Raw genomic sequence first — 26300 nt, 5'->3', positions numbered from 1 at the left:
GAAACGGAGCGAAAGCCTAGGTCTGCACGAAAGCGTCGTCAATGTGGTTCTCCAGAGCGTAGCGAATCAATTCGGCGGTGCTGGAGAGATCCAGCTTTTCCTGAATCCGCGTCTTGTGGGTGCTCACGGTCTTCACCGACAGGTGAAGCGCATCGCCGATGGCGGTGAGCGGTTGGCCTGCAGCCACGCGCCGCAGCACTTCGAGTTCGCGATCGGTCAGCTGCGCATGTCGGGGAGCTTCCGACGATCCATTGAGTTGCTGCACGAACTTCTCGGCCAGGCTCTCGGTGACGTAGGCGCCGCCCGCCGCAACCTTGCGCACCGCACCAACGAGCTCCCTGGCGGCAATGTCCTTGGTGACGTAGCCGTTGGCCCCCGCCTTGAAGGCGCGCATTGCGTACTGCTCTTCGGCGTGCATGCTGAGGACAAGAATGCGGACACGGTTGAACCCCGACTTGATGCGTTGAACCAGTTCAAGCCCCGTCATGCCGGGCATCGACAGGTCGATGAGTGCGAGGTCGAACTCACTCCCTGCGAGAAGGTCGAGCGCCTGATAGCCAGTCGTCGCCTCGGTCAAGACCCAGTTGTTGGCGGCCGGATCGAGCACTCGGATGAGGCCTTCCCGGACGACCATGTGATCGTCGACCAGGAGTATTCGCAGCGCCGGCGCGGAAGCAGTGGCGTCCATCTCAATACCTCCTCGGACCCAGCAGAACAGAGCTGCCCGGATCTCAGTGTTTATTTCGATCGACTATGACGCCAAACGCGCGGCTTCACAAGACGTTGACAGACTGCGACGTTCGGAATTTTCCTAGCCAGCGTTCGGCGAAATCCGAATCTCTCGGGTTGAATCCGCCGTTGTGCAAAGCATCGCACCGATGTTCGTCGGGCAGCTTGCGAGGCAAGCTTCGGCCTCCCGGCCAGTGCCCACAACCTGGAGAGCACGCAATGAACATCCCCCAAGCCCATGAGACTCCGTCGTACTTCAGCGGCAACATCGGCCTGAGGCTTCACGGCAGTGATCGTCGCGACTCGACCCCTCTTCATGACATGCTCGACCTCATCGGCGTGACCGCTGGCGACGATTGGCCCATGTCGACCTTTCAGCCGACGGTGCGCCGACTGCAAACAGGAGAACTTTTGTTTCTAGAAGGTGCGCCGGCGACCTCCATCCACATCGTTCGTACCGGCGTCTTCAAGGTCTTCAGGACTGCCGAGGACGGCTACGAACAGGTGTTCGGCTTCGTCCGCAGGGGGGAACTGCTTGGCTGCGACGCGCTGTTCGACGCTCGCCACCAGATGGCAACCGTCGCACTGGAGGACGCCAGTGTCTTCGCCATCGCCTTGCCCGACTTCCATGCTCTGGCGCAACATCTGCCCTCCTTCGACCGCGGCATCCTGCGGGCGATGGCCAGGGCCATGCTCGACCTGACGCGCGTGTCGGAGATGATGGCTGCCGCCGCGTCCGAGGTGCGGCTGGCGAGATTCCTGCTGCATGTGTCGCGCTGCATGTCGACGTGCGGGCAATCGCCAAGATCGCTGCGCCTACAGATGACGCGCCGCGACATCGGAAGCTACCTGGGGGTGGCCCACGAAACGATCAGCCGGTCGTTTGCTGCATTGATGGAAGCCGGCCTGATCGAAGTCGAGCAACGCAAGGTGGAGATTCTCGACCTCGGTTCATTGCAGTCGTATGCGCAGGGCACGCGCGCACCTGCAAAGACGCAAAGACCGGCACTCAATTCCTGAGCGCGGCCTAACTCGGCCAACTCGGACTACTGCGCGGATCGGGCGGACTGGGCGATCGAAAGATCCGCAATGAAGTCTCGCGCCTGCTGGAATTCGGTGCTTTTGTCGAAGTAGGCGAGGGCGCCGGCCTTGATGAGCGTGTGGCGCATCGACGTCCAGTTGAACTGCGAAAACATGACGATCTTGATGTGAGGCTCGTGCAGCCTGACATGGCGCAAGACATCGATGCCGCGGTCGTTCCCGCGCAGTTTGGCGTCCAGGACGATGAGATCGGGCGTGCTCGACGCGATGGCTTCGACAGCCGTCGCCAGGTCATCCGCATAACCGACGATTTCGACGCCCGCCGCAGTCGCCAGCAGCGCGCCGAAGCTTCGCTGTATTGCCACGGAATCATCGACCAGCAGCACTTTCACGTCCGGCCCTCGCAAAGTCGTTTGTTGACCCTGCGGCCATGTTGCCGCCGAACAGCCGCACGCAGAATGCGTCTGGTCAATGATTCATCAGAAAGCACGGCATTTTTGAGGCATCCTAGCGGCGGCCTAAAGCCCTAACGCAACTGATCCATCCCTCATGGCTTCATGGTTTGAGAACCTGTCGATCCGGAGCCGAATCGTCCTTCTTGTGGCGGGCGCGCTGCTTCCTCTCGCGGTGCTCGTGACTTGGCTCATCAAGGCCGAGATCGCGGAGGAGCCGAGTTCGGCCGTGCTGGCGATCGTGATCGCCCTCGGTTTGTGCCTCTTCGCACTTGCCTTCGCGTGGCGGCTGGGCGCCGGCATCGTGGATCCCATCGCTCACCTGAAGGAAACCGCCACCTTGATCGCAGCCGGCAAGGAAGCCACTCGGGCCAGCCTCATCGGGCCGCCGGAAATCAGGGCGGTGGCGCAAGAACTCAATCGGGTGATGGATGCCAAGGCGCTGAGTGAGCAAGACCTTCGCGAGAGCGCCTGGAAGCTTCAGGCGGCGCTGACGAGCATGAGCGATGCCGTCTATATCTCTGACGCGCAAGGGCGAATCATCGAGTTCAACGACGCCTTCGCATCCTTGCACGGCTTTGCCGACAAAGCCGCTTGCCGACGCGGCCTGGCGGAATACCTCAAGAGGCTTGAATTGTTCATGCTCGACGGCGAACCGTCGACACGTGAAGAATGGCCGCTGTCGAGGGCGCTGCGAGGAGAAACGGCGACCAATGTCGAATACCGGTTGAGACGCCTGGATTCAGGCGCGTCATTGATCGGCAGCTACAGCTTCGCGCCGATTTGCTCCGAAGGCGGCGCGATTGCGGGCGCCGTGGTGACGGTTCGCAATGTGACTGAGATGAGAGAGGTGCAAGCCGACCTTGCGTCGTCGCATTTGGCGCTGCAACGGCTTATTGCCTCACGCGACCGGGTGCAGGAAGAGGAGCGCAAGCGCATCGCACGAGAACTGCACGACGATCTGCAACAGACCTTGTCCGCGATCCGCATGGATCTGCATTTCATTGCCGAGCGCTTGGGAGAGGATGCGCCGCAGTTGCCGCTCCTCCTTGGCAATGTCGATCGTCTCGCAGAAAGAGCAGTCGTTTCGACGCGGCGTATCGTCAACGACCTCCGTCCGCCGATGCTCGAAGACCTGGGCCTGGTGCCTGCGCTGGAGGCCATGGCTGCGCAATTCGGTCAACAGACCGGCATTGCGTGCAGCGTCGATGCGCCCGAGGAAGTCATTTCAAGCGAATGGGTCGAAGCGCAGCCGATTGCCATTTGCCTCTATCGCGTCGCCCAGGAAGCGCTCAACAACGTGGCCAAGCATTCGCACGCGAGCGAAGTTCAGATCCGGCTCGGAAGTGCGACTCCCGAGTCGATCTCGCTGCAGATCAGCGACAACGGATGCGGACTGGATGCAGGGGACATGCATAAGCACGGGTCTTTCGGAATCCTGGGCATTCGCGAACGGATTCGTGCCCACGGTGGTGTCGTGCGGATCGACCGCGGGCCGGAAGGAGGCACCGTGCTCGATGTGCTGGTTCCATGTGCAGGTGCTCCGGGGTTGCTGGACCACGGTGCCCCGTTGAAAGGGGCAATGAATGGAGACGGACCGCGTAGCGACTTCGACGACGCCCAGGCACTGCCAAGACTGTTGACTCGCGCGACGGACAAGATGCTGCAGGACGTGATCGATGCGATTGCAGGGACTGTCGCAGTCATGGACCGGCGCGGCACGATCCGTTTTGTCAACCGCGCATGGAGCGAATTCGCAAACCACAACGGACAGCCTGATTTCAGCTTGGTCGGTCCGGGCGTGAATTACATGGAGGTGTGTCGGCGCAGTTCGCTCAGCGACGAATCGGCAATGAAGGTGCTTCGGGGCCTCGAAGGCGTGGTCTACGAGGATCGCAAGACATTTACTTGCGAATACTCCTGTCACTCGCCCGACGAGTTGCGGTGGTTCCGGATGCATGTGACGCCCATGGCCAATGGTGATGTGATGGTCGCCCACTTCTGGATCAACCCGGAAGATCATGCGGTCGGCATCGATGGCGGTGTCGAGGCCCGAAAGTCCTGACGCGCTCTGTCAAGGCGCAGGCGCATCGCCGTTGCCGTTTCCGTTGCCGTTTCCGCTGGCGCCCCGTGCCTTGGCCATCACGGCGCTCCGCACCAGGCCGATGTGCTCCCGCAGCGTGTAGGCCTCGCTCGCGTAGCTCAACGGCGCGCGGATGCGTGCAGCAGCCTGCTCGATGCGGCCGAGGTCGAGCAACCACTGGTCGAGTGGCAGGGTGCCGGTCCGTGTCCTGACATCCCGTTCGAGCAGTGCCAGCTCTCCATACCAGCGATAGATGCGCGAGCGCATGCGCCAGCGAATCAGTCGCGGCAGGACATTGGTCAATGGAACAATCACGAAGATCACCGGCAACAGCAGCACGATCAGGCGTTCTAGGTAGGCGGCGACCGTAAAGGGCAGGTACCGGTGAAGCATGCTCGGGCCGAATCGATGATGGCGGCTCGCATCGCTCGACACCGGCAGGTCGACCATCGATGTATTCGGAAATTCGTCGTCGGCCTCGAAAAATCCCTGATTCCCATGCAGCTCGCGCGCGGCCTCCAGCAGCAGGTTGATGATCGCCGGCGAGAGACCGTCGCGCGCGACGAGCATGGCCTTGGTGCCGATCAGCTTCACCTCTTCCTTCGGAATGTGTTCTTCGAGATCGATGGTCCCTGGCGGCAAGGTCAGTTTGGTGATGTAGGGAAAGCGGCGCTGATAAGCCTCCGCGCGCCCCAGGCTCAGCAGCTTCAGTTCCGGGTCGTGCAGGGCCTGCCATATGGCCGGAAACTGCGCGGGTCCGATCAGGAACGCGGCGTCTACCGTTCCAGCCTGCAGCGCGCGCAAGGCCTCCAGATTGACCAGCGGCACCAGTTCGGAGTTGAGGCTGGTGATGTTGTTGGCGGCAAGCAGCGGCTCCATGAAGGCCCGCACCCCGCTGCCCGGTGAACCGACGGCGAGGCGCCTGTGGCGAAGCTCGTCGAAGTGCTCGTGGACGACCGTGTCGCGGTAGAAGATCCACAATGGCTCGTAATACAGCGCGGCGAGCATGACCAGGTCGTCGCGCTCGTGCGGGCGCACCACGCCGCCATGCACGAAAGCCACATCCACCCCCGACTTCGGATCGCGCAGAAGGCGCTCGTTTTCGTCGGCGCCTCCAGTGATGCGTTCTTCGACGGTGACACCGTCCCGCGCCAGGATCTGCTTGTAGCGCTGTGCGTACTGGTGGTACATGCCGTCCGGCAGGCCCGACGCAAGAACGATATGGCGCGGAATCGCACTCAGCAACAGCCATGCGCCCAGAAAGGCCAGCGCGATGCTCGCCACCGCGATCAGCGTCCAGCGCAGTTGTTCGTGTCGCGGTTCGACTGGCAGGTCACCAAGGCGCATCAGAGCCTGCATCCTGCCACTGGCTGATTGCTTCGCGCTTGAGAGTTGTCAAGTCCAGCAAAACCCATCGCCGGAGAATTCCGAAGTCGTCTACTTTCGAAGGTCGACCCATGACTACGCTTTTAAAGCCGGACCTGGTCCTCGAAACACGGGTCGCCCGAAAGCTGATGGATGTGTTCATCCGCGCCGGGCTGGTCCTCGCACTGACGCTGTTGTGTTTCAAGATCTTCGCGCCCTTCATCTCGATGATGGCCTGGGCGCTGATTCTGGCAGTGACGATCTATCCAGGCCATCAGGCATTGGCCGCCAAGCTGGGCGGCAAACAGGGGCTGGCGGCCACTTTGGTCGTGCTGGGTGGCATCGCGCTGATCGTGGTGCCGATGGCGGTGGTCCTCGGCTCGATGGGTGATTCGGTGCACGAGACCGTTGAGCGCCTGCGGGACAACAAGTTCGCAGTTCCGCCGCCGCCGCCAGGACTCGCGGATTGGCCGGTCATCGGGCCGAAGGTGAGTGGCGCCTGGTCGCTGGCACACAACGACTTGCCGTCGGTCGTCCAGAGAATGCAGCCGCAGCTTGGCGAGCTGGCCTCCAAGGCACTGGAGATGGTGGCGAGCATCGCGGGCACGGTGCTTCTATTCATGTTCTCGTTCGTCATCGCGGGGGTGATCATGGCCTTCGGGGAGTCGGGCGCCGACGCGTCGCGATCGATCCTTGGGCGCATCGTTGGCAACCAGCGGGGCGTGGAGTTCGCTGCGCTGGCCACGTCGACCATCCGCGCAGTCGCATTGGGCGTCGTGGGCGTAGCCTTCATCCAGGCGATGGTGGTGGGCATCGTGATGATCGTCGCCGCCGTTCCATTTGCCGGCGTGCTCGCAATGGTTGTCCTGGTGCTTGGCGTGGCGCAGGTGCCGGCGCTGCTGGTGACGCTGCCCGTCATTGCCTACATCTGGCTGAGCGGCAACTACGACACCATGCCGGCTGTCATCTACTCGGTGCTATTGGCTGTTGCGGGCATGCTCGACAACGTGCTCAAGCCTCTCCTGCTGGGCCGGGGCGTGGATGCGCCCATGCCGGTGGTGCTGCTGGGTGCATTGGGCGGGCTGGCCGGCGCCGGCATTCTCGGCATGTTCATCGGCGCGACCGCGTTGAGCCTTGGCTATCAGATCCTCATGCGGTGGGTGGCGACGGACCCCAACGTCGTCGTCGTGGAGGCGGATTTGCCGAACTTGCCTTGATTCCCGTGGTGCAGGGCACGACGTGCTGAGGAACCTGGCGGTCGGGCTACCGACCATCCTGTTTTGCCTGGTGCTGCAGGCGAGCTTCACGTTCTGGAGCGTTCGTTACTACTCTGGCAGGGCAATTCATCACGCGGTCATCGCGGGACCGTTTGTGCAGATCCGCTCGCTTCTCGTCGTGATGGTCGTGCTGGTGCTTGGCAATTTCCTTCAGATCATGATTTGGGGATTTCTGTTCATGATGCTGGGCGAGTTCAGCGAGTTGTATGAGGCGGTGTACCACTCGGCAGTTAACTTCAGCTCGCTCGGCTATGGCGATGTCGTGATGACGAAGCCCTGGAAGCTGCTCGGCCCACTGGAGGCCGCAAACGGCGTATTGATGTTCGGCCTGACAGGCGCCGCGCTGATGGCAGTGCTGCAGCAGATGATCAGGGCGCAGGCCGAGAGAGACGGGCAAAGTCTTTGAGCCGGGCGCTGACGGTCAACCCCCTCGCCCGAGCCCGAGCATCCCATGCTGACGGGCGAACGTGGATTGCCGAGGAAGCGGTGGCGCGCTAAAGTGCGGGCGCACCTTGGCGCCGGCTTTCACAAATTCAGTGGACCACTGTTAAGAACAATGATCGAACCGAAACAAGCCCTGAAGAGCGTTCTTCGAAAATTCGATCTTGCTCTGGTGAAGGCGGCCAGCCTGGATCACATGCTGAAGACGGATGCTGACATGAAGTTCCTCATGACCATGTCCGACTCAAGCTGCGCAGCGGCCATACTGCAAAACTTCCCGCTGTCGAAAAGTCAGCTTCGGCAAGATCTTTTCGTGCTTTCGGAACTTCAATTCAAGCGAGGCGGGTCCTTCGTTGAGTTCGGCGCCACTGACGGCGTCGGCCTGAGCAACACGCACTTGATGGAAAAGGAGTTCGGCTGGTCCGGCATCCTTGCCGAGCCAGCGCACTCCTGGCATAGCCAGCTTTCGCGAAACAGGACCGCCGCGATTGAACACGAGTGCGTGTGGTCGAAATCGGGACTGAGCCTCGAATTCAACGAAGTCGACGATGCGGAACTATCGACCGTCGCATCGGTGGCAAGCGGCGACGCGCACGACCGGCAGTCAGGCAGTCGTTACCTGGTGAAGACCATCTCGCTGGACGATATGCTCGACAGGCACCACGCACCGCAGGACATCGACTATTTGTCGATAGATACGGAAGGCAGTGAGTACGAAATCTTGAGCGCGTTCGATTTCGGGAAACATTCGTTCAAGGTGATCACTTGCGAGCACAACTACACGCCCGCTCGCGAGAAGATCTTTACCCTTTTAAGTCGCAACGGATACACACGGAAACTCGAGGAAATCTCTGGTTTTGATGATTGGTATGTGAGGCAATAGCGCCGGTCCACACCAGCGCGTCGCTGTCAGCGCTCCGCACTGCCATAGATCAGCCCCCCGTTCACAGGCACGCAGCTGGCTGGGACGTTGCTCACGTCCACGTTGGTGACGCTGGTGTTGCGCACGTCGCCGGTGCGGATGCCGGGGATTGGTTTGTGCTGGCGGGCGTAGAGGTGCAACAAGCGATGCACAAAGGTGCAATTTCGTTGGGCGCTCTGTCGGCGGAAGATGTGGGTCGCCGATTCCACACGTGTTTCCTACTGCCGAAGGAGAATCCATGTCCACCGCAAGCAAGCCGAACATTCTTTTCATCATGGCCGACGACATCGGCTGGTTCAATGTCAGCGCCTACAACCTCGGCGTCATGGGGTATCGGACGCCGAACATCGACAGGATCGCCCGACAGGGGGCCTTGTTCACCGACTTCTACGGACAGCAGAGTTGCACAGCAGGACGCGCCGCGTTCATCACCGGGCAGGCGCCGATCCGCACCGGCCTCACGAAGGTGGGAACTCCCGGTGCCACGTTGGGCCTCAGTGCGGAGGACCCGTCCATTGCCGAGTTCCTGAAGGGCTTTGGCTATGCCACTGGGCAGTTCGGCAAGAACCATCTGGGCGACCGCAACGAGCACCTGCCGACGGTGCATGGCTTCGACGAGTTCTTTGGCAACCTGTACCACCTGAACGCTGAAGAGGAGCCGGAGTACGAGAACTATCCGAAGGACCCTGCCTTCCGGAAGAAGTACGGTCCACGCGGCGTGATGAAGTGCAAGGCGACGGACAAGGATGATGCGACCGTCGACGAGCAGTTTGGCAAAGTCGGCAAGCAGGTCATCGAGAACACCGGCCCGCTCACGCGCAAGCGCATGGAAACCGTGGACGAGGAGTTCATCGGCGCCGCATTGGACTTCATGGATCGCAAGACGAAGGAAGGCGCGCCGTGGTTCTGCTACTTCAATCCCACGCGCATGCACGTCTTCACGCACCTGAAGGAATCGTCGCGTGGCAAGACCGGCATCGGACTCTATCCCGACGGCATGGTCGAGCTCGACGGCTACGTTGGGGAACTGCTGCAGAAGCTCGATGACCTCGGCGTCGCCGACAACACCATCGTCGTCTTCACCACCGACAACGGCGCCGAAGTGCTGTCGTGGCCCGACGGTGGCGCCACGCCGTTTCGCGGCGAAAAGGACACCAACTGGGAGGGTGGGTGGCGCATCCCCTGCGTGATGCGCTGGCCGGGCGTCATTGAGCCCGGACGGGTCATCAACGACATCTGCTCGCTGCAGGATTTCATACCCACATTCGCGGCGGCCAACGGCGAACCCGATCTGCCAGCCAAGGTGAAGAAGGGCTACCAGATCGGCGAGAAAACCTACAAAGTCCATCTCGACGGCTACAACCTGATGCCCTTCTTGTCGGGCAAGGAGGAAAAGTGCCCACGCGAAGGGTTTCTCTATTGGAGCGACGACGGCGACATGATGGCGATGCGGATGGGGCGCTTCAAGATCGTCTTTGCCGAGCAGCGCAGCACGGGACTCGCTGTCTGGCGCGAGCCGCTATCGCAGATGCGGATTCCGAAATTCTTCGACCTGCGGGCCGATCCGTTCGAGCGTGGAGAGGAAAGCTTCAAGTACAACGATTGGTTCGTCGAAAACGTTCCTCTGCAATACGCGGCACCCCCGCTGCTTGCCAAGTGGCTGGAGACCTTCAAGGAGTTTCCGCCACGTGCGCGTGCCGCGAGTTTCAGCATCGACCAAGTGGTTGAAAAGTTGATGCCGAAAACCTGAGCGCGGTGCTGAGCCGACGCAACGCTTTGCGGACTCGAGGAATGTAGACCGTGATATGGCCTGCCCGGAGGGGATCGAACCCCCGACAACCTGCTTAGAAGGCAGGTGCTCTATCCAACTGAGCTACGGGCAGTGAATATGTGGCCGGGATTTTACGGTGCCGATCGACCCCGCACTTTCCCGAGTCTCCCCGGTCGCTCGAAACTCAAACCACCATCGGCACGGCGGCCCCATCCATCGACAGGATGGCGCCAGAGACATAGCCTGCGCTCGGCGATGCGAGAAAGACGACCGCGTTGGCAATGTCCTCCGGCTTGGCGAGCCGGCCGAGCGGCATGCGAGCCTCGGCGTCGCGCAGCACTTCGGCTTCCGTGACCTTTCGCAGGCGCGCATCGGCCGCAATGCCTTCGGCCATCCGATCGGTCAGGGTCAGCGCCGGATTCACGGCGTTCACGCGAACGCCCCGCGGCCCGTAGGCGGCAGCAAGGCCGGCGGTTGCGAGCATCAACGCAGCGTTGGCCGCGCCGCCCGCGAGATGAGTGGGCGAGGCGACCTTGCCGCCCATGCCGATCACATTCACGATGGAGCCGGAACCGCGCTCGCCCATCCGCTTGATGACCGGATCCATCACGTTCACATAGGTAAAAAACTTCGCCTGCATGGCGTCGTGCCACGTCTGCGGCTGCAATTCGTCGAAAGGGGTCCGCCGTGCCGCCCCGGCGGAGTTGACCAGGATGTCGATCGGGCCCGATCCGACCTGCGCTGCTTCCACCATCTGCAAAGCCGCGCGCGCGTCCGTGAGGTCTGCGCAATAGCCGCTCATTTTGTGCCCCGCCGAACCCATTTTTGCCAGCGCGGTATCGAGATGTGCCTGCGTCCGTCCGGACAGGCTCACGCGGGCGCCTTCTTGCAGGAACGCCAAAGCACACGCCAGGCCGATGCCCCGGCTACCGCCGGTGATGAGCACATGTTTGCCAGCCAGTTGAAGATCCATGTCAGCTCCGATGCGATCGAAAAGCCTGAATTGTGAGTGCGTCAGCGACGGCGTGCGCGCGGGCTGGACTTTGGCCGATACTCCCTTTTTTCCGTTCCGTTCCGCTGGCTACCCTGCGAGAGAGTTTTCGCCCGCGCGAGTGTTCGATGTTCTGGAGTTTTGAATGAAGTTCGCCTTGATCCTTGCGGCCGTGCTGTTGTCCGGCTGTGCTCAATTCGGAAAAGTGTCAGGCACCGCCATGAACGATCCGCAGGTGGGCAGCTACTGCGAGGCGCCGGTCGCGGGCGCTTGCCTGGGCTGCAACATCTCGTGTCCGGCCGGCGCCAGCCCCAGGGCGAGCTGCAGGGCGGGCGCCACGACCGCGAGCATGTGCACGCGCGGCGCGGTCTGCGAGTGCCGCTAGCGGCGCAGCAAGGGCATAGGCAAAGTCATGGCCATTCTTGTCGGCACCGCTTCATGGACTGACAAGACGCTGATCGACTGTGGGCGCTTCTATCCAAAGGAAGTGAAGACACCCGAGGCGCGCCTGCGCTTCTATTCGTCCATCTTTCCGCTGGTGGAAGTGGACAGCAGCTATTACGGCATTCCTGCGCCGATGACTGTGTTCAATTGGGCCGAACGCACGCCCGAGAACTTCGTCTTCAATGTGAAGGCGTTCCGGCTCTTCACCGGCCACCAGACCGACCCGAAGGTGCTGCACAAGGACATCAAGGAGGCATTGGGCTCGACCAAGACGCTCTACTACCGCACCACGCCGCCGGAGATCCGAACCGAGTTGTGGAGGCGGTTCATCGATGCCATCGCGCCGCTCAAGGCGGCCGGCAAGCTGGGTCTGGTTCACTTCCAGTTCCCGCCCTGGCTGATGTGCAACCGGGAGGGCTATGCGCATGTCGAGCATTGCGTCGAACAGATGGATGGGCACACGGTCGGCGTCGAGTTTCGCCATGCTTCATGGTTCGATGAATCGAATCGCGCGGACACGATGGCCTTTCTGCGTGAATTGCGCGCTGTTCACACCGTGGTGGATGGGCCTCAGGGCTTTGCGAACAGCGTTCCTTTGCTGGCCGAGACCACGAACCCGGACTACGCGCTCGTGCGGTTGCACGGCCGCAACGTCGACACCTACAACACCAAGGGCGCAAGCTCCGCTGCGGAGCGTTTCGACTACGACTACCCGGATCAGGAACTGCGCGAAATCATGGTCGAGGTCATTCGGCTGGCCTACAAAGTGCGCAACACGCATTTGATCTTCAACAACTGCGACGAAGACAAAGGCCAGCGCAACGGTATTGCTTTCATGAAGATGTTGCTGGCGCACGGCTGAAGGGCGCTTGCAAAGCGGTTCGCACAGGCCTATAAGAATCAGCCGGAAACCGCATTCGGGAGGCCAAATGTCGGACGATCTGAGCAATTTCAAGCCGCTGGATCCAGGTCGCATCAACACTGACGACCGGGTCGAGATCAGGTACTGGTGCGGGCAATTGCACTGCAGCGAGGAGGCGCTGCAGAGCGCCTTGTCCAAAGTCGGCAACCACGTGAGCGCCGTGCGGGAGCATCTGGAGTCGGGTGGGAGAGCGGGCTGAGCTTGCAGGGCGCTCAAATGACAACGGGGACAACGGCATTGGCCGTTGTCCCCGTTCACGATGGATGGTCGGGGCGAAAGGATTCGAACCTTCGACCCTCTGGTCCCAAACCAGATGCGCTACCAGGCTGCGCTACACCCCGACAAGCCCGCGATTCTAACCTGACGAAAAGCGCCTTTTGCTTTTTTGCGGTCAGCGACGTTGATATTGCGATTTGCCGAACAGGATTTCCCGTTCCTTGTCGCCTGTGATCGGCGTGCGCAGGTCTGCGAGCACCTTGACGCCGCGTTGCACTGCGGGCCGGGCCGCGACGCCGTCAAACCACTGCTTGAGGTGCGGATACTCGGTGAGCACGATGCCTTGGTTTTCCCAGCTGCGCAACCAGGGAAAGATCGCGATGTCGGCGATCGAGTAGGTCTCGCCGGCAATGAACTCGTTGGCCGAAAGCTGTTTGTCTATCACGCCGTAGATGCGCTTGGCTTCGTTCGAATAGCGGTCGATCGCATAGCCGATCTTCTCGGGTGCGTAGTTGCGAAAGTGATGAGCCTGGCCGAGCATCGGGCCGACGCTGCCCATCTGGAACATCAGCCACTCGAGCACCGCATACCGGCCGCGAACATCGGTCGGCAGGAACTTGCCGGTCTTGCCCGCAAGGTAGACGAGGATCGCACCCGACTCGAAGAGCGAGATCGGTTTGCCGTCCGGGCCCTCGGGGTCCGTGATGGCCGGGATCTTGTTGTTGGGGCTGATCTTCAGGAATGCGGGATCGAACTGATCGCCTTTGCCGATATTGACCGGGTGTGCGCGATAAGGGAGGCCGCATTCCTCCAACATGATGTGAATCTTGTGGCCGTTGGGCGTGGCCCAGGAATAGGCGTCGATGGGTGCTTGGGGCATGTCTCTGGATCCAGATGTGGTGACAAGGCCGGCCAGCATAGCTTTTGCCGGCCTTTCGTGCAGGGCAGGGGCAGGCAGGGCGGGCGCCAGAGGGATCAGCCCACCTGCGCTTCGTGCGCGTAGCACCACATCCAGTCTTCGCCGCGCTCGAGCGATGCGACCACCGGATGTCCGGTCGCCTTGTAGTGCCGCGTCGCGTGCCGGTTCTTGGACGAGTCGCAGCAGCCTACGTGGCCGCAGTGGACGCAAAGGCGCAGATGAACCCACTGGTCGCCCATGGCGAGGCATTCCTCGCATCCGGCCGACTTGGGCGGAACGATCGTGTCGGGCACGTGGGAACAAGGACGGATGCTGGACATCGGGTGCTTCCTCAAGGTTGAGTCGATGACGCAAGGTGTTGATGGATGAGTGCGACCACTGCCGCGCCTTCGCCGATTGCACCGCCGACGCGCTTGACGGAGCCCGAGCGCACGTCGCCAACCGCGAAGACGCCCGGCACGCTCGATTCGAGCGGTGCCGCGACTTTCGCCGGAAAGCCGCCGCGCGCCTTCGGCCCGGTCAGCACGAAGCCGTGCTTGTCGAGCGCGACGCCGCAGCCTTCGAGCCAATCCGTCTCGGGCACGGCGCCGATGAAGAGAAAGATATTGCGCGCGGGGCAGTCATGCTGATTGCCGCTGCGGCGGTCGCGCCATGTGGCGCCGTTCAGGCCGGTCGATGGCTCGCCTTGCAACTCCACGAGTTCGGTATGCGGATGAAGCTCGATGTTGGGTGTCGCTTCGATACGATCGATCAGGTAGCGCGACATGGTTGCCGCGAGCGAGGGCCCGCGCACCAGCACGTTGACCTTGGCCGCGTGTTGCGAAAGAAATACCGCCGCCTGCCCTGCAGAATTGCCGCCGCCAACCAAGGCGACCTCCTGATGCGCGCAGAGCTTGGCCTCCAGCGCCGACGCCCAGTACCAGATGCCGCGCCCCTCAAATTCGGCCAGCCGCGGCACTTCGGGGCGGCGATAACGCGCGCCGCTGGCAATCACCAGAGTCCTGCACCGGAGCTTGCGCCCGTCGACCAGCTGCACGGAGACTTCGCCGTCCGACTCGGCCCGGCTGCAATCGAGCGAGGCGACCTGCGCCGGAATCAGCATCTCGACGCCGAACTTCTGCGCCTGCACGTAGGCGCGGCCGGCAAGGGCGCCTCCGGAGATGCCGGTCGGAAAGCCGAGGTAGTTTTCAATACGGGCGCTGGCGCCTGCCTGGCCGCCGAAGAAGCGGCAGTCGACGACGATGACGCGCAAGCCTTCCGATGCGGCGTAGACGGCGGTTGCCAGGCCCGCCGGTCCGGCGCCGACCACCAGCACATCGAAAAGATCTTCGTGCTCGATGGAGTCGACCATGCCGAGACAGCGCGCCAGCGCGTTCTCGGTCGGATTGGCCATGACGGACCCGTTCGGGCACACAACCAGCAGATCGACCTCGCCGTACTGCTCGAGCAGCGCGGCGGCGTCGGCGTCTTGCGTGGCGTCGACGACATGGTAGGGATGCCCGTTGCGACTGAGGAAGTTCTGGATTCGCATCACCTCGGCCGATTGCGGCGGGCCGATCAGCACAGGGCCGCTGGCGCCCGATTCGATGAGCGCCACGCGCCGCAGGATCATGGCGCGGACCAGCCTTTCGCCGAGATCGGCCTCGGCAATGATGAGGGCGCGCAATTGCTCCGGCGGCACCAGCAGCGTTTCGACTTCGCCTTCGGCGTGCCCGTCGACCAGCGCCGGCCGGCCCGAAAGCTGCGCGACTTCGGCGAGGAACTGGCCTGGCCCTTGGCGTTCGATCGGCACGACATGCCCGAGCCCGTCGCGCTGGCTGATCGCCACCACGCCTTCGAGCACGACGAACATGCCGGGTCCGGGTTCCCCGGCCGTGAAGAGACAGGCGCCGGCGTGGTAATGACGGACGCTCCCGAAGCGCCTGATGCGTGAGATGTCCTGCGCGCTCAGCTTGGGGAACATCTGATGGCGGCGGGTTTCGACCTCCACCCTGGTTTCGTTGGCCATGAAATCTCCGTTGGCGAATCTTCGGCATTAAACGATGAAGCGCGAGGCTTCGCGCGCGTCACGCAAATGCCACCCGACTGACATGCTTGTTTCACTTCATGTCCCGAGACTCCGTCTGCAGAAAGGGACCCGAATGAAAGAACTGCCCACACCGACGTTTCCGTTCTCGCAACTGGGTTTGCGTCCTGCTTTCTGGCCGGGCTCGGGTGCGACTCAGCGTCCAGCAGCAATACTTGTGCCCAAAACATCGCAGGTGCCGGCGGCGCCAGAGCCTTTGGCCGGCGGCATCAGCGTGAGCTGGGCGCGCCACCAGGACGACGTCCGTGCAGCGCAGCGCCTGCGCTTCGAAGTCTTTGCAGGCGAAATGGGCGCGCGCCTGGCGACGCCGATCGAAAACCACGACATCGACCTGTTCGACGACTTTTGCGAGCATCTTCTGGTCCGAGACGACGCGACTGGCCGCGTCATCGGCACCTATCGCGTGCTTACGCCCGCGCAGGCGAAGCGTGTCGGCAGCACCTACAGCGACACTGAATTCGATCTGACTCGCCTGCGTGACTTGCGCGAGCGCATGGTCGAGCTGGGCCGAAGCTGCGTGCATGCGGACCATCGTCAAGGCGGAGTGATTCTGGCGCTGTGGGGCGCACTGGCTGCTTTCATGAAGCGCAACAAGCTGGACACGATGATCGGCTGCGCCAGCATCCCGATGTGCCATCACGGTGTGACCAGCGGCGATGCGGCCGCCAGCATTTGGCGCCAGCTTTCGGCAACCCACATGGCGCCGATCCAGTACCACGTCCAGCCGCGGCTGCCGCTGCCGGTGCATCGGCTCGACAGCGCCCTGGACATCGAGCCGCCGGCCCTGATCAAAGGCTACCTTCGGCTGGGGGCCAAGGTTCTCGGGCCACCGGCCTGGGACCCGGACTTCAACACGGCCGATTTGCCGATGCTGATGCGCATCGACGATCTGCCTGCACGCTATCGAAAGCACTTTCTCGGCCATTGATACCAAGGGCGACACAAAGGGCGACGAGGCCGTCACGCCGTTGTCATGCAACTGTCACGATGGACGTGGAAACTGTCATGTTTTGGCTTATGGTTGAGTCCGTGCCGGTCGTACCAGAATTTTTATCCACGCCGCCCGAAACCGTCGACAGTCTGGCTGTCGCCGGCAAGCCGGCACTGACGCTGCTCGACCGCGACCACAGCATCCTGGCTTTCAATGAACGGGTGCTCGATTGGGCGCAGCGCCCCGAGGTGCCGCTGATAGAGCGGCTGCGTTATCTCTGCATCGTTTCGTCCAACCTCGACGAGTTTTTCGAAGTTCGCGCCGCGCCGCACCTGGGGGCGAGCGTGGCGGGCGTGCGCAAGGGCAGCTACAGCGTCGATTCCTTCGAGCGGCTGGCCGAGGCGGCGCATGCGCTGGTGGCGCAGCAATACTCGCTCTACAACGACAAGCTGATTCCTGCCTTTGCGAGCCAAGGCATCCGGATCGTCTCGCATGGGGAGCGCAATCCGGTCCAGCGCAAGTGGGTCAGCGACTATTTCGAGCGCGAAGTTCGGCCGCTGCTGATCCCTGTCGGGTTGGACCCGGCGCATCCGTTTCCGCAAGTCGCCAACAAGTCGCTCAACTTCATCGTGCGGCTCAGCGGCAAGGATGCTTTCGGTCGCGAGAACCCGATCGCCATCGTGAAGGTGCCGCGGGTGTTGCCGCGCCTCATCCGGCTGCCGGCCAAGGTATCTGACGGAAAGACGCTGTTCATCGCGCTGTCGAGCATCGTGCGGGCGCATCTTTCGAGCATGTTTCCGGGGCGCGAAGTTGGGGAGTTTTCGCAGTTTCGGGTGACGCGCCATTCCGACCTCGCCGTTGACGAGGAAGACGTCAAGAACCTGCGTACCGCGCTGCGCCAGGGCTTGCAGCACCGGCATTACGGTCAGGCCGTTCGGCTGGAGGTGTCATCGAGCTGTGCCGAATCGCTGGCGAGCTTCCTGCTGGCGCAGTTCAATCTGCCGACGCAGGCGCTCTACCGGGTGCACGGGCCGGTCAATCTCGCCCGCCTGACGCAGCTCATCGACTTGCTCGACGAGCCGCAGCTGCGGTTTCAGCCTTATGAGGCCTCCTACCCGATCACGCTTTCGCCGGGACAGTCCTTCTTCGACAGGCTGCGGCGCGGCGACGCGCTCATCCACCAGCCGTTCGAGAGCTTCGAGGGCGTGTTGGCCTTCCTGCGAGAGGCAGTTCAGGACCCGCAGGTGCTGGCGATCAAGCAGACGATCTACCGCACGGGCACCGACTCCGAGCTGATGGACCTGCTGCGCGAGGCAGTGCGCCGTGGCAAGGAAGTGACGGTGGTCGTCGAGCTCAAGGCGCGTTTCGATGAAGAGGCGAACATCAACTGGGCGGAAATGCTGGAGTCGATCGGCGCGCAGGTCGTCTACGGCGTCGTCGGCCTGAAGACCCACGCGAAGATGCTGCTGATCACGCGACGTGAAGGCAAGCACATGCGCCGCTACGGCCATCTTTCGACCGGCAACTACAACCCGCGCACGGCGGCGCTCTACACGGATATCAGCCATCTGACCGCCGACCCCTTGTTGACGGCGGACATGGAAGCGGTCTTCGTCCACATGGCCAGCCAGAGCCGCCTGCCGAAGCTCAATCGCATGTGGGTCGCGCCCTTCGACCTGCATCGCAATCTCATCGCCCGCATCAACGCGCTCGGTGCGGCCTCGGAAGCCGGCGAGCCGACGCGCATCGTCGCCAAGATGAATGCGCTGACGGACGAAGACCTGATCGCCGCACTCGTCAGCGCGGGGCAGAAGGGCGTGAAGATCGACCTGATCGTGCGCGGTGCATGCACGCTGCCGGCCCGCATGCCGGGCGTGACGGACAACATCCGCGTGCGTTCGGTCATCGGGCGCTTTCTGGAGCACTCGCGGGTTTTCTACTTCCGGCAGGCGCTTGACGAATCGCTTTACCTGTCGAGCGCGGACTGGATGAATCGCAACATGCTGCGCCGGGTCGAGCTGGCCTGGCCGGTGACTGATCCGGTGCTGCGCCAGCGTCTCATCGACGAATGCCTGGTGGCCTATCTGCACGATGGGCGCGATGCCTGGGACCTGGGTTCGGACGGCGTCTACAGGCGCGTCGACAAGGACACCCATCCGGGTGAGGAGGGCGCTTCGCGCGCCATTGAAGCGCATGGTGCGCAGACGGCCCTGATGAACCGCTACGCGTCGCGCGGACTGCGGCGCGCCGCATTACGAGACTGATCCATGGACCTGATTTTCTGGCGCCACGCTGAAGCGGACGATTGGACGGAGGGCTGCGACGACATGCAGCGTTCCCTGACGTCGCGAGGCGAAAAACAGGCCAAGCGCATGGCCGCATGGCTCGATCGCCAATTGCCCGACGGCACCCGCATCGTCTGCAGCCCGGCGCGCCGCTGCGAGCAGACGGCGCTGGCGCTCGGCCGCAAGTACAAGCTGCGCGGCGAACTGGCGCCCGACACCACGCCCGACGCGCTGCTTTCCGTGGCGGGTTGGCCGAACGGCAAGTCGGTGGTGCTCCTGATCGGCCACCAGCCATCGCTCGGGCAGGCCATCTCGCTGCTGCTGGGTCTGCAGCAGGACAGCTGCCCCGTGCGCAAGGGCGCAGTTTGGTGGATTCGCACCCGCGAGCGCGACGGCGACGTGCAGACCGTGGTCGTCACGGTTCAGGCGCCGGAGTTGCTTTGAGCTCCCGCTGACCTCAGACCTTGGCGAGCTCGACCCGCCAGTTGGTCTTCTGCCAGGCCAGTACCTCTTCGCGCAGCAGATGCGCGGATTGCGGATAGAGTTCGACCCACTGCGAGCGGCAGGCGATCGTGAAGATCTTCTCGTCGCGCCGCGAGATGCGCAGTCCGGCGAGGTCGGGATCTCGCCGGGCATGGCAAAGGATCACGGCCACCCGCAGCGCCAGCAGTTGCAGCACGAAGGTGGGGTCGTCCAGCACGGTTTCGAGCTTGCGCAGCTTGCCCCGGTGGCCGAGCACCAGTTGGCTCAGCCAGTGCATCTCGTTGACGGCAAAACCCGGCGCATCGGCGTTGTCGAGGATGTATGCGCCGTGCTTGTGGTATTCGCTGTGCGAGATGTGGGTGCCGATCTCGTGCAACTGCGCGGCCCAGCTCAGTTTTCGCAGCGAGCGGCCGGCGCGGCTTGCGGTGTCGGCGCCCCGGGCGCTCGGATCCAGCTGCAGAAACAGCGTCGCGGCCGTTTCGCCGACGCGCTTGACCTGCGCTCCATCCACGGCGAAGCGGGTTGCCAGCCGGGCCACCGTGCCGACGCGCAGGTCGGCAACCGTGTCGTCGCGCTCGAGCAATTCGTAGAGCACGCCGTGGCGCAGTGCGCCTTGGGCGACTCTCATCTCGTCGATTTCCAGCAGATCGAATACCGCGCGAAGCACGCTCACGCCGCCGCCGATCACCGCCTTGCGATCTTCCCGCATGCCTTCGATGCGCAGGCGGTCGGCACTGCCGGCCTTCAGCAGGCGGTCGAGGAGCCAATCCAGGCCCTCGCGAGTGATCAGGCCCGGCTCGTTGCCGGCAACCGCCAGCACGTCGCCCACCGCGCCGATCGTTCCGGACGCGCCATAGGCCACGTCCCACCGATCCGGCACATAGGTCGATAGCGCGTCGTCGAGCACCGCCTTGGCAGCGACTTCGGCGGCCTTGAAAGCCGAAGTCGTGAAGACGCCTTGCGGAAAATGCTTCATCGACCAGGCCACGCTGCCGACGCGATAAGACTCCATCACCTCCGCCTTGGGGCCTTGCCCAATGATCATTTCGGTGGAACGGCCGCCGATGTCGATGACCAGACGGCGCTCGCGGTTCGTCGCTTCGGTGTGCGGCAGCATGTGCGCCACGCCTTGGTAGATCAGGCGCGCTTCTTCGCGGCCCGTGATGACGTCGATGCCGAATCCCAGAATGGTGCGCGCGCGCAGCAGGAACTCGTCCCGGTTGCGCGCTTCACGCAGGGTCTGCGTGGCGACCGCGCGGACTTCGGAGCGCTTGAATCCTGCGAGGCGTTCGCCGAAGCGCGCCAGCGCATCCCAGCCGCGCTGCATCGCATCGGGCGTGAGGTTGCGCGAAGAATCGAGTCCGTTGCCTTGGCGAACGGTCTCCTTGATGTATTCGGCCCGGTGAATCTGGCCGTGATCGACGCGACCGATTTCGAGGCGATAGCTGTTCGAGCCGAGATCGACCGCAGCGAGGCGGGTTCCGTTTTGCATGGTGAGGAGGAAATGTCGGGGCCTGATCGTAGCGCCGCAGGCTAGGTGCGGCGCATGACGGTTGTGTGACAACGTCATTCCGAGTCCGGCGCATCGGGGCATTTTCCCCTCTGTGGGCAGATGTCATCGCACTGTCACAGAAGCTTTCTAGAGTCCGTCCCAAGCCCTCTGAAGGGTTTCTATGCAGCTAAAGGAAGCATCATGAAAACGACGTTCAAATTCGCAGCTGTCGGCCTCCTGGCCTCGGCGTTCTTCCATGTTTCCGCCTTTGCGGACGAGGCCACCGGTGCCGGCGCCAGCTTCCCGGCGCCGCTGTATTCAAAGTGGGCCTCCGACTTCAACAAGGCCACGGGGGCCAAAATCAACTACCAGTCCGTGGGTTCTGGCGCGGGCATCAAGCAGATCGATGCGAAGACGGTCGATTTCGGCGCATCGGACATGCCCCTTTCGGACGATGAGCTCAAGACCAAAGGGCTGATGCAGTTCCCGACCGTCATCGGCGGTGTGGTCCCGGTGATCAACATCCAGGGCATCAAGCCGGGCGAACTCAAGCTCAGCGGACAGGTTCTCGGCGACATCTACCTGGGCAAGATCACCAAGTGGAACGATCCGGCCGTGAAGGCGCTGAACCCCAGCCTGGCGCTGCCCGATGCACCGATTGCCACGGTGCGCCGCGCCGACGGTTCGGGTACGACGTTCCTGTTCACCAACTACCTGAGCAAAGCCAATCCCGAGTGGAAGGCCAAGGTCGGCGACGGCACGGCAGTCAATTGGCCCAACGGTGCGGGCGGCAAGGGCAACGAAGGTGTCGCAGCCTTCGTGAACCGCCTGCCGAACTCGATCGGCTATGTCGAATATGCGTACGTCAAGCAGAACAAGATGAACTACGCGCTGATGCAGAACAAGGACGGCGCCTTCGTGTCGCCGGACGATTCGGCATTCAAGGCCGCCGCGGCAGGCGCGGACTGGTCGAAGACCTTCTACCAGGTGCTGACCGACCAGCCGGGCAAGGATTCGTGGCCCATCACCGGCGCGACCTTCATCCTGATGCACAAGACGCAGGACAAGCCCGTGCAAGCCGCCACGACGCTCAAGTTCTTCGACTGGGCCTACAAGACTGGCGACAAGACCGCTGCGGATCTCGACTACGTGCCGATGCCCGACAAGGTCAAGGGCGTCATCTCCAGCGCCTGGGGCGACATCAAGGACGCGTCGGGCAAGCCCGTCGCTTTCAAGTAAGCAAGACACGACGGCGCGCGCATGAGCACTCCGCTTGATCGCGCGCCCCATTCGGAGCGAACCGTGTCAACCACATTCCCCGCAAGCGCCAGCCCGCTCGATCGCTCAGCCGAGCGTGCCCGCGTCACGGCAAGTCCGCCGCCGGCCAAGCGGCCACGCAGCGGCGCCACCACCGATCGCCTGTTCGGCATGGCCGCCAAGGGCGCCGCGCTGCTCACGCTCGCGATGCTGATCGGCATCCTGCTTTCGCTGCTGGTCGGCGCCTGGCCGGCCATCTCGAAGTTCGGGCTCGGGTTTCTCACGAGCAGCGTCTGGGATCCGGTGCAGGACCAGTACGGCGGCCTCGTGATGATCTACGGGACGCTCGCGACCTCCGCCATCGCGTTGGTCATCGCGGTGCCGGTGAGCTTCGGCATCGCGCTGTTCCTGACCGAAATGTCCCCGTCCTGGCTGAAGCGCCCGCTGGGCACCGCCATCGAATTGCTCGCGGCGGTGCCTTCGATCGTCTACGGCATGTGGGGCTTGCTGGTCTTCGGGCCGATTCTTTCCACCTTCGTGCAGCAGCCGCTGCAGAAGCTCTTTGCGGGCGTTCCTTACCTGGGCGCACTGGTGTCGGGGCCGCCGGTAGGCATCGGCATTCTGTCGGCCGGCATCATCCTGGCGATCATGATCATTCCGTTCATTGCTTCGGTGATGCGGGACGTATTCGAAGTGACGCCGCCGCTGCTCAAGGAATCCGCCTACGGGCTCGGTTCGACCACCTGGGAAGTGGTGTCGAAGGTCGTGCTGCCTTACACCAAGGCCGGTGTCGTCGGGGGCATCATGCTCGGCCTCGGCCGTGCCTTGGGCGAGACCATGGCCGTCACGTTCGTGATCGGCAACACCAACCAACTCAACTCACTCTCGGTCTTCGAGGCGGCCAACAGCATCACTTCGGTGCTTGCCAATGAGTTTGCAGAGGCGGGGGCTGGCTTGCACCAGGCTTCGCTGATGTATCTCGGCCTGGTGCTTTTCTTCATCACCTTCGTCGTGCTGTCGCTGTCCAAGCTGCTGCTCCAGCAGATGCGCAAGAGCGAAGGAACCAAATCATGACCACGGCTGAACGTCTGCTGAGCGCCAAGACACTCCAGGAAACGCGCGCGGCCAAGTTCGCCGGCCGAAAGCGGGTGAACATCGTCGCGCTGACGCTGTCATTGGCTGCGATGGCTTTCGGGGTCTTCTGGCTCGTCTGGATTCTGTGGGAGACCCTGCGCCTGGGCATCGGTGGCCTCACTTTGAGCGCGCTGACCGAAATAACGCCGCCACCCAACGAAGAGGGAGGCATTGCCAACGCCATCTTCGGTTCGCTTGCGATGGTGGGGGTTGCCACTTTCATCGGTACGCCGATCGGGATCATGGCGGGCATTTACCTTGCCGAATACAACCCCAAGGGGTGGCTCTCGAGCGTGGTGCGCTTCGTCAACGACATCCTGCTGTCGGCGCCGTCGATCGTCATCGGCCTGTTCGTCTATGCGATCGTCGTGGCGTACTTGAAGTCGTTCTCAGGCTTGGCCGGTGCGTTGGCCCTGGCGTTGATCGTGATTCCGGTCGTGATCCGCACGACCGAAAACATGCTGCAACTCGTGCCGCCTGGTTTGCGCGAAGCGGCCTATGCGCTCGGCACACCGAAGTGGAAGGTCATCCTGAGCATCACTTTGCGCGCAGCGCGAGCCGGCGTGGTAACGGGCGTGCTTCTGGCAGTGGCGCGCATTGCCGGCGAAACCGCGCCGCTGCTTTTCACCGCGCTCAGCAACCAGTTCTGGACGGCGGACATGCGTCAGCCCATGGCGAGCCTGCCGGTGACGATCTTCAAGTTCGCGATGAGCCCGTACGAGAACTGGCAGCACCTGGCCTGGGCCGGCGTGTTCCTGATCACCGTCGCGGTCCTCGCCCTCAATATCCTCGCGCGCGTTCTCACGCGAAACAAGCTCTGAACACCATGTCAACCACCATCGCTCAACCGACCCGCGCGAAGATCTCGGTCAAGGACCTGAACTTCTATTACGGCAAGTTCCACGCGCTCAAGGGCATCAACCTCGAAATCCCGGAGAACAAGGTCACGGCCTTCATCGGACCTTCAGGCTGCGGCAAATCGACCTTGCTCCGCACCTTCAACCGGATGTTCGAGCTTTACCCCGAACAGCGCGCGGAAGGCACCATCGCCTTGGACGGTGAAAACCTGCTGACGTCGAAACAGGACGTCGCCCTGATCCGCGCCAAGGTCGGCATGGTGTTCCAGAAGCCGACACCTTTCCCGATGTCGATCTACGACAACATCGCGTTCGGCGTGAAGCTGTTCGAGAACCTCAGCGCTTCCGAGATGGACGATCGGGTGGAGTGGGCGCTCAAGAAGGCCGCCCTGTGGACCGAAGTGCGCGACAAGCTCCAGCAGAGCGGCTCGGGCCTTTCAGGCGGCCAGCAGCAGCGCCTTTGCATCGCGCGCGGCATCGCCATCAAGCCCGAAGTGCTATTGCTGGACGAGCCGTGCTCGGCGCTCGACCCGATTTCCACGGCCAAGATCGAAGAGTTGATCGCCGAGCTGAAAAGCGAGTACACCGTTGTCATCGTGACCCACAACATGCAGCAGGCTGCTCGCTGCAGCGACTACACCGCCTACATGTACCTCGGCGACCTGATCGAGTTCGGAGCGACCGAAGAACTCTTCTTCAAGCCGAAGCGCAAAGAGACGGAAGACTACATCACGGGCCGCTTCGGCTAAGGAGACCGACATGACCGAAAAGCATCTTTCCAGCCAATTCGACAGCGAGCTCAACGCCGTCTCCTCCCGCGTGATGGAGCTTGGCGGAATGGTCGAAGCGCAGATCCACCAGGCGGTGTATGCGCTGCAGCAATTCGACGCTGAAACGGCCGACCGTGTGATGGAGACAGAGCACCGCGTGAACGCGATGGAAATCGAGATCGACCGTGATCTGTCGTCGATCATCGCCCGCCGCCAGCCGACCGCGCGCGACCTGCGCCTCTTGATCGCCATTTCGAAGACAACCGCCAATCTGGAGCGAGTGGGCGACGAGGCCAACAAGATCGCCCGCATGGTCAAGTCGATCATCGAAAGCGGATCGGCACGCGCCTTGCCTTCGATGGAACTGCGCATAGCGGCCGACCTGGCTTCGGGGCTTCTGCGTAAGGCGCTCGACGCCTTTGCAAGGCTGGACACCGCCGCAGCGCTGTCGATCCTGAAGGACGACGACCTGATCGACAAGGAATTCGACGGCTTCGTGCGCAAGCTGGTCACCTACATGATGGAAGACCCGCGCACGATTTCCGCGAGCCTGGACCTGCTGTTCCTGGCAAAGGCCATCGAGCGCATCGGCGACCACGCGAAGAACATTGCCGAATTCATCATCTACATCGTCAAGGGCGCGGACGTGCGGCACACTTCCATGCAGGAAATCGAGTCGGCGTTGCAGTGATCGCCATCGAATGGAAAATTTGAGGATTCATGAAGAAACCCCGCATCCTGATCGTTGAAGACGAGTCTTCGATCGCCGAACTGATCGCAGTGAACTTGCGGCACAACGGCTTCGAGCCGATCTGGGCCGAAGACGGCGCCGCGGCGCAGCGCGAGATCGATGCTTTCTTGCCCGACCTCGTGCTCCTGGATTGGATGCTGCCGGGCCAAAGCGGCCTGCAGTTGGCCCGTCAATGGCGCAAGGATTCGCGCACCAAGGCAATCCCGATCCTCATGCTGACTGCGCGCGGCGACGAGCCCGACAAGGTGGCGGGCCTCGACGCCGGTGCGGACGACTACATCACGAAGCCTTTTTCGACGCAGGAGATGCTGGCGCGCATCCGCGCGGTGTTGCGCCGGCGCGCGCCGGAGGTCGTGACGGAACGTGTCGAGATCGGCGAACTCGCGCTCGACACGGCCACGCACCGCGTCACCTGGCAGGGCACTCCGCTGAAAGTGGGTCCGACCGAATTCAAGCTGCTGGGCTTTCTCATGCAGCACGCCGAACGCGTGCACAGCCGCGCGCAGTTGCTCGACAAGGTCTGGGGCGACCACGTCTACATCGAGGAGCGCACGGTCGATGTGCACGTCAAGCGCCTGCGCGAGTCGCTCGGCCCGGCCGCGCCGATGGTCGAGACGGTGCGCGGCGCAGGCTACCGGCTCACGGCCCAGGCTACGGTTTGAGAAGGCTCGCCGGTGAAGA

27 protein-coding genes and 2 tRNA genes are annotated in these 26300 nt (G+C 62.8%); 18 read left to right on the top strand and 11 right to left on the bottom strand.

The features are described 5' to 3' along the window. Positions 1-16 precede the first annotated feature (16 nt). On the bottom strand, positions 17-688 hold the full coding sequence (locus tag AC1DEK_RS17310) for a response regulator (protein ID WP_478126500.1): 672 nt from the start codon (positions 686-688) through the stop codon (positions 17-19). 260 nt (positions 689-948) lie between these two features. On the opposite strand from AC1DEK_RS17310, the gene AC1DEK_RS17305 reads away from it, so the two are divergent. Then, entirely contained in the window at positions 949-1749 is an 801-nt protein-coding gene (locus AC1DEK_RS17305; protein WP_478126499.1) for a Crp/Fnr family transcriptional regulator, read from the top strand. A 26-nt stretch (positions 1750-1775) separates the two neighbouring features. Here the strand turns inward: AC1DEK_RS17305 and AC1DEK_RS17300 are convergent, their stop codons facing one another. After that, complete coding sequence (locus tag AC1DEK_RS17300; protein ID WP_478126498.1) at positions 1776-2162, bottom strand: response regulator; 387 nt, start codon at positions 2160-2162, stop codon at positions 1776-1778. A gap of 157 nt (positions 2163-2319) precedes the next feature. On the opposite strand from AC1DEK_RS17300, the gene AC1DEK_RS17295 reads away from it, so the two are divergent. Further along, entirely contained in the window at positions 2320-4287 is a 1968-nt protein-coding gene (locus tag AC1DEK_RS17295) for a PAS domain-containing sensor histidine kinase (RefSeq protein ID WP_478126497.1), read from the top strand. A 9-nt stretch (positions 4288-4296) separates the two neighbouring features. Here the strand turns inward: AC1DEK_RS17295 and AC1DEK_RS17290 are convergent, their stop codons facing one another. Continuing rightward, entirely contained in the window at positions 4297-5652 is a 1356-nt protein-coding gene (locus tag AC1DEK_RS17290) for a TAXI family TRAP transporter solute-binding subunit (protein ID WP_478126496.1), read from the bottom strand. A 110-nt stretch (positions 5653-5762) separates the two neighbouring features. Here AC1DEK_RS17290 and AC1DEK_RS17285 point away from each other — a divergent pair, with 110 nt between their 5' ends. Genes AC1DEK_RS17285 through AC1DEK_RS17275 form a run of 3 tightly spaced genes read left to right on the top strand, consistent with a single transcriptional unit; the run spans position 5763 to position 8271 of the window. Continuing rightward, complete coding sequence (locus AC1DEK_RS17285; RefSeq protein ID WP_478126495.1) at positions 5763-6887, top strand: AI-2E family transporter; 1125 nt, start codon at positions 5763-5765, stop codon at positions 6885-6887. Positions 6888-6909: 22 nt separating this feature from the next. After that, entirely contained in the window at positions 6910-7353 is a 444-nt protein-coding gene (locus AC1DEK_RS17280; RefSeq protein ID WP_478126494.1) for an ion channel, read from the top strand. A 45-nt stretch (positions 7354-7398) separates the two neighbouring features. Then, the gene (locus AC1DEK_RS17275; protein WP_478126493.1) at positions 7399-8271 is read left to right on the top strand and encodes an FkbM family methyltransferase; all 873 of its coding nucleotides are present in this window, start codon (positions 7399-7401) and stop codon (positions 8269-8271) included. A gap of 26 nt (positions 8272-8297) precedes the next feature. On the opposite strand, the gene AC1DEK_RS17270 is transcribed toward AC1DEK_RS17275, so the two are convergent. Beyond that, on the bottom strand, positions 8298-8519 hold the full coding sequence (locus AC1DEK_RS17270) for a hypothetical protein (protein ID WP_478126492.1): 222 nt from the start codon (positions 8517-8519) through the stop codon (positions 8298-8300). Positions 8520-8548: 29 nt separating this feature from the next. Between AC1DEK_RS17270 and AC1DEK_RS17265 the strand changes: the two genes are divergently transcribed. Continuing rightward, positions 8549-10060, top strand: a complete 1512-nt coding sequence (locus AC1DEK_RS17265) for an arylsulfatase (RefSeq protein WP_478126491.1) — start codon at positions 8549-8551, stop codon at positions 10058-10060. 56 nt (positions 10061-10116) lie between these two features. Here AC1DEK_RS17265 and AC1DEK_RS17260 read toward each other — a convergent pair. Together AC1DEK_RS17260 and AC1DEK_RS17255 are read right to left on the bottom strand one after the other, a co-directional pair. After that, positions 10117-10193: transfer RNA gene (locus AC1DEK_RS17260), tRNA-Arg, on the bottom strand. A 72-nt stretch (positions 10194-10265) separates the two neighbouring features. Beyond that, positions 10266-11054, bottom strand: a complete 789-nt coding sequence (locus AC1DEK_RS17255; RefSeq protein WP_478126490.1) for an SDR family NAD(P)-dependent oxidoreductase — start codon at positions 11052-11054, stop codon at positions 10266-10268. A gap of 163 nt (positions 11055-11217) precedes the next feature. Here AC1DEK_RS17255 and AC1DEK_RS17250 point away from each other — a divergent pair, with 163 nt between their 5' ends. The 3 genes from AC1DEK_RS17250 (at position 11218) to AC1DEK_RS17240 (ending at position 12637) form a co-directional block, all read left to right on the top strand. After that, positions 11218-11457, top strand: a complete 240-nt coding sequence (locus AC1DEK_RS17250) for a hypothetical protein (protein ID WP_478126489.1) — start codon at positions 11218-11220, stop codon at positions 11455-11457. Positions 11458-11484: 27 nt separating this feature from the next. Beyond that, positions 11485-12378, top strand: a complete 894-nt coding sequence (locus tag AC1DEK_RS17245) for a DUF72 domain-containing protein (RefSeq protein ID WP_478126488.1) — start codon at positions 11485-11487, stop codon at positions 12376-12378. A gap of 67 nt (positions 12379-12445) precedes the next feature. Continuing rightward, positions 12446-12637: a DUF3606 domain-containing protein gene (locus AC1DEK_RS17240; RefSeq protein WP_478126487.1), complete on the top strand. Its 192-nt coding sequence runs from the start codon at positions 12446-12448 to the stop codon at positions 12635-12637. Between the two features lie 65 nt (positions 12638-12702). Here the strand turns inward: AC1DEK_RS17240 and AC1DEK_RS17235 are convergent. The 4 genes from AC1DEK_RS17235 to AC1DEK_RS17220 form a co-directional block, all read right to left on the bottom strand. Continuing rightward, positions 12703-12779 (bottom strand) — tRNA-Pro (locus AC1DEK_RS17235). A gap of 50 nt (positions 12780-12829) precedes the next feature. Then, complete coding sequence (locus AC1DEK_RS17230) at positions 12830-13534, bottom strand: glutathione binding-like protein (protein ID WP_478126486.1); 705 nt, start codon at positions 13532-13534, stop codon at positions 12830-12832. A 95-nt stretch (positions 13535-13629) separates the two neighbouring features. Beyond that, the gene (locus AC1DEK_RS17225; protein ID WP_478126485.1) at positions 13630-13893 is read right to left on the bottom strand and encodes a UBP-type zinc finger domain-containing protein; all 264 of its coding nucleotides are present in this window, start codon (positions 13891-13893) and stop codon (positions 13630-13632) included. Between the two features lie 11 nt (positions 13894-13904). After that, entirely contained in the window at positions 13905-15581 is a 1677-nt protein-coding gene (locus tag AC1DEK_RS17220; RefSeq protein ID WP_478126484.1) for an FAD-dependent oxidoreductase, read from the bottom strand. Positions 15582-15714: 133 nt separating this feature from the next. Between AC1DEK_RS17220 and AC1DEK_RS17215 the strand changes: the two genes are divergently transcribed. The 3 genes from AC1DEK_RS17215 to AC1DEK_RS17205 all read left to right on the top strand — a co-directional run bounded on the left by AC1DEK_RS17215 (position 15715) and on the right by AC1DEK_RS17205 (position 19319). Continuing rightward, a complete protein-coding gene (locus AC1DEK_RS17215; protein WP_478126483.1) occupies positions 15715-16587 on the top strand; it encodes a GNAT family N-acetyltransferase in 873 nt (290 codons plus the stop codon). Positions 16588-16676: 89 nt separating this feature from the next. Further along, a complete protein-coding gene (gene ppk1 / locus AC1DEK_RS17210) occupies positions 16677-18854 on the top strand; it encodes a polyphosphate kinase 1 (RefSeq protein WP_478126747.1) in 2178 nt (725 codons plus the stop codon). Between the two features lie 3 nt (positions 18855-18857). Beyond that, positions 18858-19319 (top strand): SixA phosphatase family protein, encoded by a 462-nt coding sequence (locus AC1DEK_RS17205; RefSeq protein ID WP_478126482.1) that lies wholly within the window; start codon positions 18858-18860, stop codon positions 19317-19319. 13 nt (positions 19320-19332) lie between these two features. Here AC1DEK_RS17205 and AC1DEK_RS17200 read toward each other — a convergent pair whose 3' ends face one another. Beyond that, positions 19333-20850 (bottom strand): Ppx/GppA phosphatase family protein, encoded by a 1518-nt coding sequence (locus tag AC1DEK_RS17200; protein ID WP_478126481.1) that lies wholly within the window; start codon positions 20848-20850, stop codon positions 19333-19335. A gap of 201 nt (positions 20851-21051) precedes the next feature. Between AC1DEK_RS17200 and pstS the strand changes: the two genes are divergently transcribed. The 6 genes from pstS to phoB are packed head-to-tail and all read left to right on the top strand — an operon-like array spanning position 21052 to position 26281. Continuing rightward, on the top strand, positions 21052-22089 hold the full coding sequence (gene pstS, locus AC1DEK_RS17195; protein ID WP_478126480.1) for a phosphate ABC transporter substrate-binding protein PstS: 1038 nt from the start codon (positions 21052-21054) through the stop codon (positions 22087-22089). A gap of 21 nt (positions 22090-22110) precedes the next feature. Then, on the top strand, positions 22111-23181 hold the full coding sequence (gene pstC, locus AC1DEK_RS17190) for a phosphate ABC transporter permease subunit PstC (RefSeq protein ID WP_478126479.1): 1071 nt from the start codon (positions 22111-22113) through the stop codon (positions 23179-23181). Beyond that, entirely contained in the window at positions 23178-24062 is an 885-nt protein-coding gene (gene pstA, locus AC1DEK_RS17185) for a phosphate ABC transporter permease PstA (protein ID WP_478126478.1), read from the top strand. The genes pstC and pstA overlap by 4 nt, the downstream gene beginning before the upstream one ends. Before the next feature lie 5 nt (positions 24063-24067). Continuing rightward, positions 24068-24847, top strand: coding sequence for a phosphate ABC transporter ATP-binding protein PstB (gene pstB / locus AC1DEK_RS17180; RefSeq protein WP_478126477.1), 780 nt, complete (start codon positions 24068-24070; stop codon positions 24845-24847). 10 nt (positions 24848-24857) lie between these two features. Continuing rightward, positions 24858-25559: a phosphate signaling complex protein PhoU gene (phoU, locus tag AC1DEK_RS17175; RefSeq protein WP_478126476.1), complete on the top strand. Its 702-nt coding sequence runs from the start codon at positions 24858-24860 to the stop codon at positions 25557-25559. A gap of 29 nt (positions 25560-25588) precedes the next feature. Beyond that, complete coding sequence (phoB, locus tag AC1DEK_RS17170; protein WP_478126475.1) at positions 25589-26281, top strand: phosphate regulon transcriptional regulator PhoB; 693 nt, start codon at positions 25589-25591, stop codon at positions 26279-26281. Positions 26282-26300 lie beyond the last annotated feature (19 nt).

The sequence above is a fragment of the Variovorax sp. 10N420 genome (assembly GCF_056394705.1).
This window is presented reverse-complemented; position numbering and strand designations above follow the sequence as displayed.

Bases quoted from the DNA above. Each gene is read 5' to 3' on its own strand.
- AC1DEK_RS17310 (WP_478126500.1), bottom strand. From the start codon at position 688: ATGGACGCCACTGCTTCCGCGCCGGCGCTGCGAATACTCCTGGTCGAC.
- AC1DEK_RS17305 (WP_478126499.1), top strand. From the start codon at position 949: ATGAACATCCCCCAAGCCCATGAGACTCCGTCGTACTTCAGCGGCAAC.
- AC1DEK_RS17295 (WP_478126497.1), top strand. From the start codon at position 2,320: ATGGCTTCATGGTTTGAGAACCTGTCGATCCGGAGCCGAATCGTCCTT.
- AC1DEK_RS17290 (WP_478126496.1), bottom strand. From the start codon at position 5,652: ATGCGCCTTGGTGACCTGCCAGTCGAACCGCGACACGAACAACTGCGC.
- AC1DEK_RS17285 (WP_478126495.1), top strand. From the start codon at position 5,763: ATGACTACGCTTTTAAAGCCGGACCTGGTCCTCGAAACACGGGTCGCC.
- AC1DEK_RS17275 (WP_478126493.1), top strand. From the start codon at position 7,399: ATGCTGACGGGCGAACGTGGATTGCCGAGGAAGCGGTGGCGCGCTAAA.
- AC1DEK_RS17265 (WP_478126491.1), top strand. From the start codon at position 8,549: ATGTCCACCGCAAGCAAGCCGAACATTCTTTTCATCATGGCCGACGAC.
- AC1DEK_RS17255 (WP_478126490.1), bottom strand. From the start codon at position 11,054: ATGGATCTTCAACTGGCTGGCAAACATGTGCTCATCACCGGCGGTAGC.
- AC1DEK_RS17250 (WP_478126489.1), top strand. From the start codon at position 11,218: ATGAAGTTCGCCTTGATCCTTGCGGCCGTGCTGTTGTCCGGCTGTGCT.
- AC1DEK_RS17245 (WP_478126488.1), top strand. From the start codon at position 11,485: ATGGCCATTCTTGTCGGCACCGCTTCATGGACTGACAAGACGCTGATC.
- AC1DEK_RS17240 (WP_478126487.1), top strand. From the start codon at position 12,446: ATGTCGGACGATCTGAGCAATTTCAAGCCGCTGGATCCAGGTCGCATC.
- AC1DEK_RS17230 (WP_478126486.1), bottom strand. From the start codon at position 13,534: ATGCCCCAAGCACCCATCGACGCCTATTCCTGGGCCACGCCCAACGGC.
- AC1DEK_RS17225 (WP_478126485.1), bottom strand. From the start codon at position 13,893: ATGTCCAGCATCCGTCCTTGTTCCCACGTGCCCGACACGATCGTTCCG.
- AC1DEK_RS17220 (WP_478126484.1), bottom strand. From the start codon at position 15,581: ATGGCCAACGAAACCAGGGTGGAGGTCGAAACCCGCCGCCATCAGATG.
- AC1DEK_RS17215 (WP_478126483.1), top strand. From the start codon at position 15,715: ATGAAAGAACTGCCCACACCGACGTTTCCGTTCTCGCAACTGGGTTTG.
- ppk1 (WP_478126747.1), top strand. From the start codon at position 16,677: ATGGTTGAGTCCGTGCCGGTCGTACCAGAATTTTTATCCACGCCGCCC.
- AC1DEK_RS17205 (WP_478126482.1), top strand. From the start codon at position 18,858: ATGGACCTGATTTTCTGGCGCCACGCTGAAGCGGACGATTGGACGGAG.
- AC1DEK_RS17200 (WP_478126481.1), bottom strand. From the start codon at position 20,850: ATGCAAAACGGAACCCGCCTCGCTGCGGTCGATCTCGGCTCGAACAGC.
- pstS (WP_478126480.1), top strand. From the start codon at position 21,052: ATGAAAACGACGTTCAAATTCGCAGCTGTCGGCCTCCTGGCCTCGGCG.
- pstC (WP_478126479.1), top strand. From the start codon at position 22,111: ATGAGCACTCCGCTTGATCGCGCGCCCCATTCGGAGCGAACCGTGTCA.
- pstA (WP_478126478.1), top strand. From the start codon at position 23,178: ATGACCACGGCTGAACGTCTGCTGAGCGCCAAGACACTCCAGGAAACG.
- pstB (WP_478126477.1), top strand. From the start codon at position 24,068: ATGTCAACCACCATCGCTCAACCGACCCGCGCGAAGATCTCGGTCAAG.
- phoU (WP_478126476.1), top strand. From the start codon at position 24,858: ATGACCGAAAAGCATCTTTCCAGCCAATTCGACAGCGAGCTCAACGCC.
- phoB (WP_478126475.1), top strand. From the start codon at position 25,589: ATGAAGAAACCCCGCATCCTGATCGTTGAAGACGAGTCTTCGATCGCC.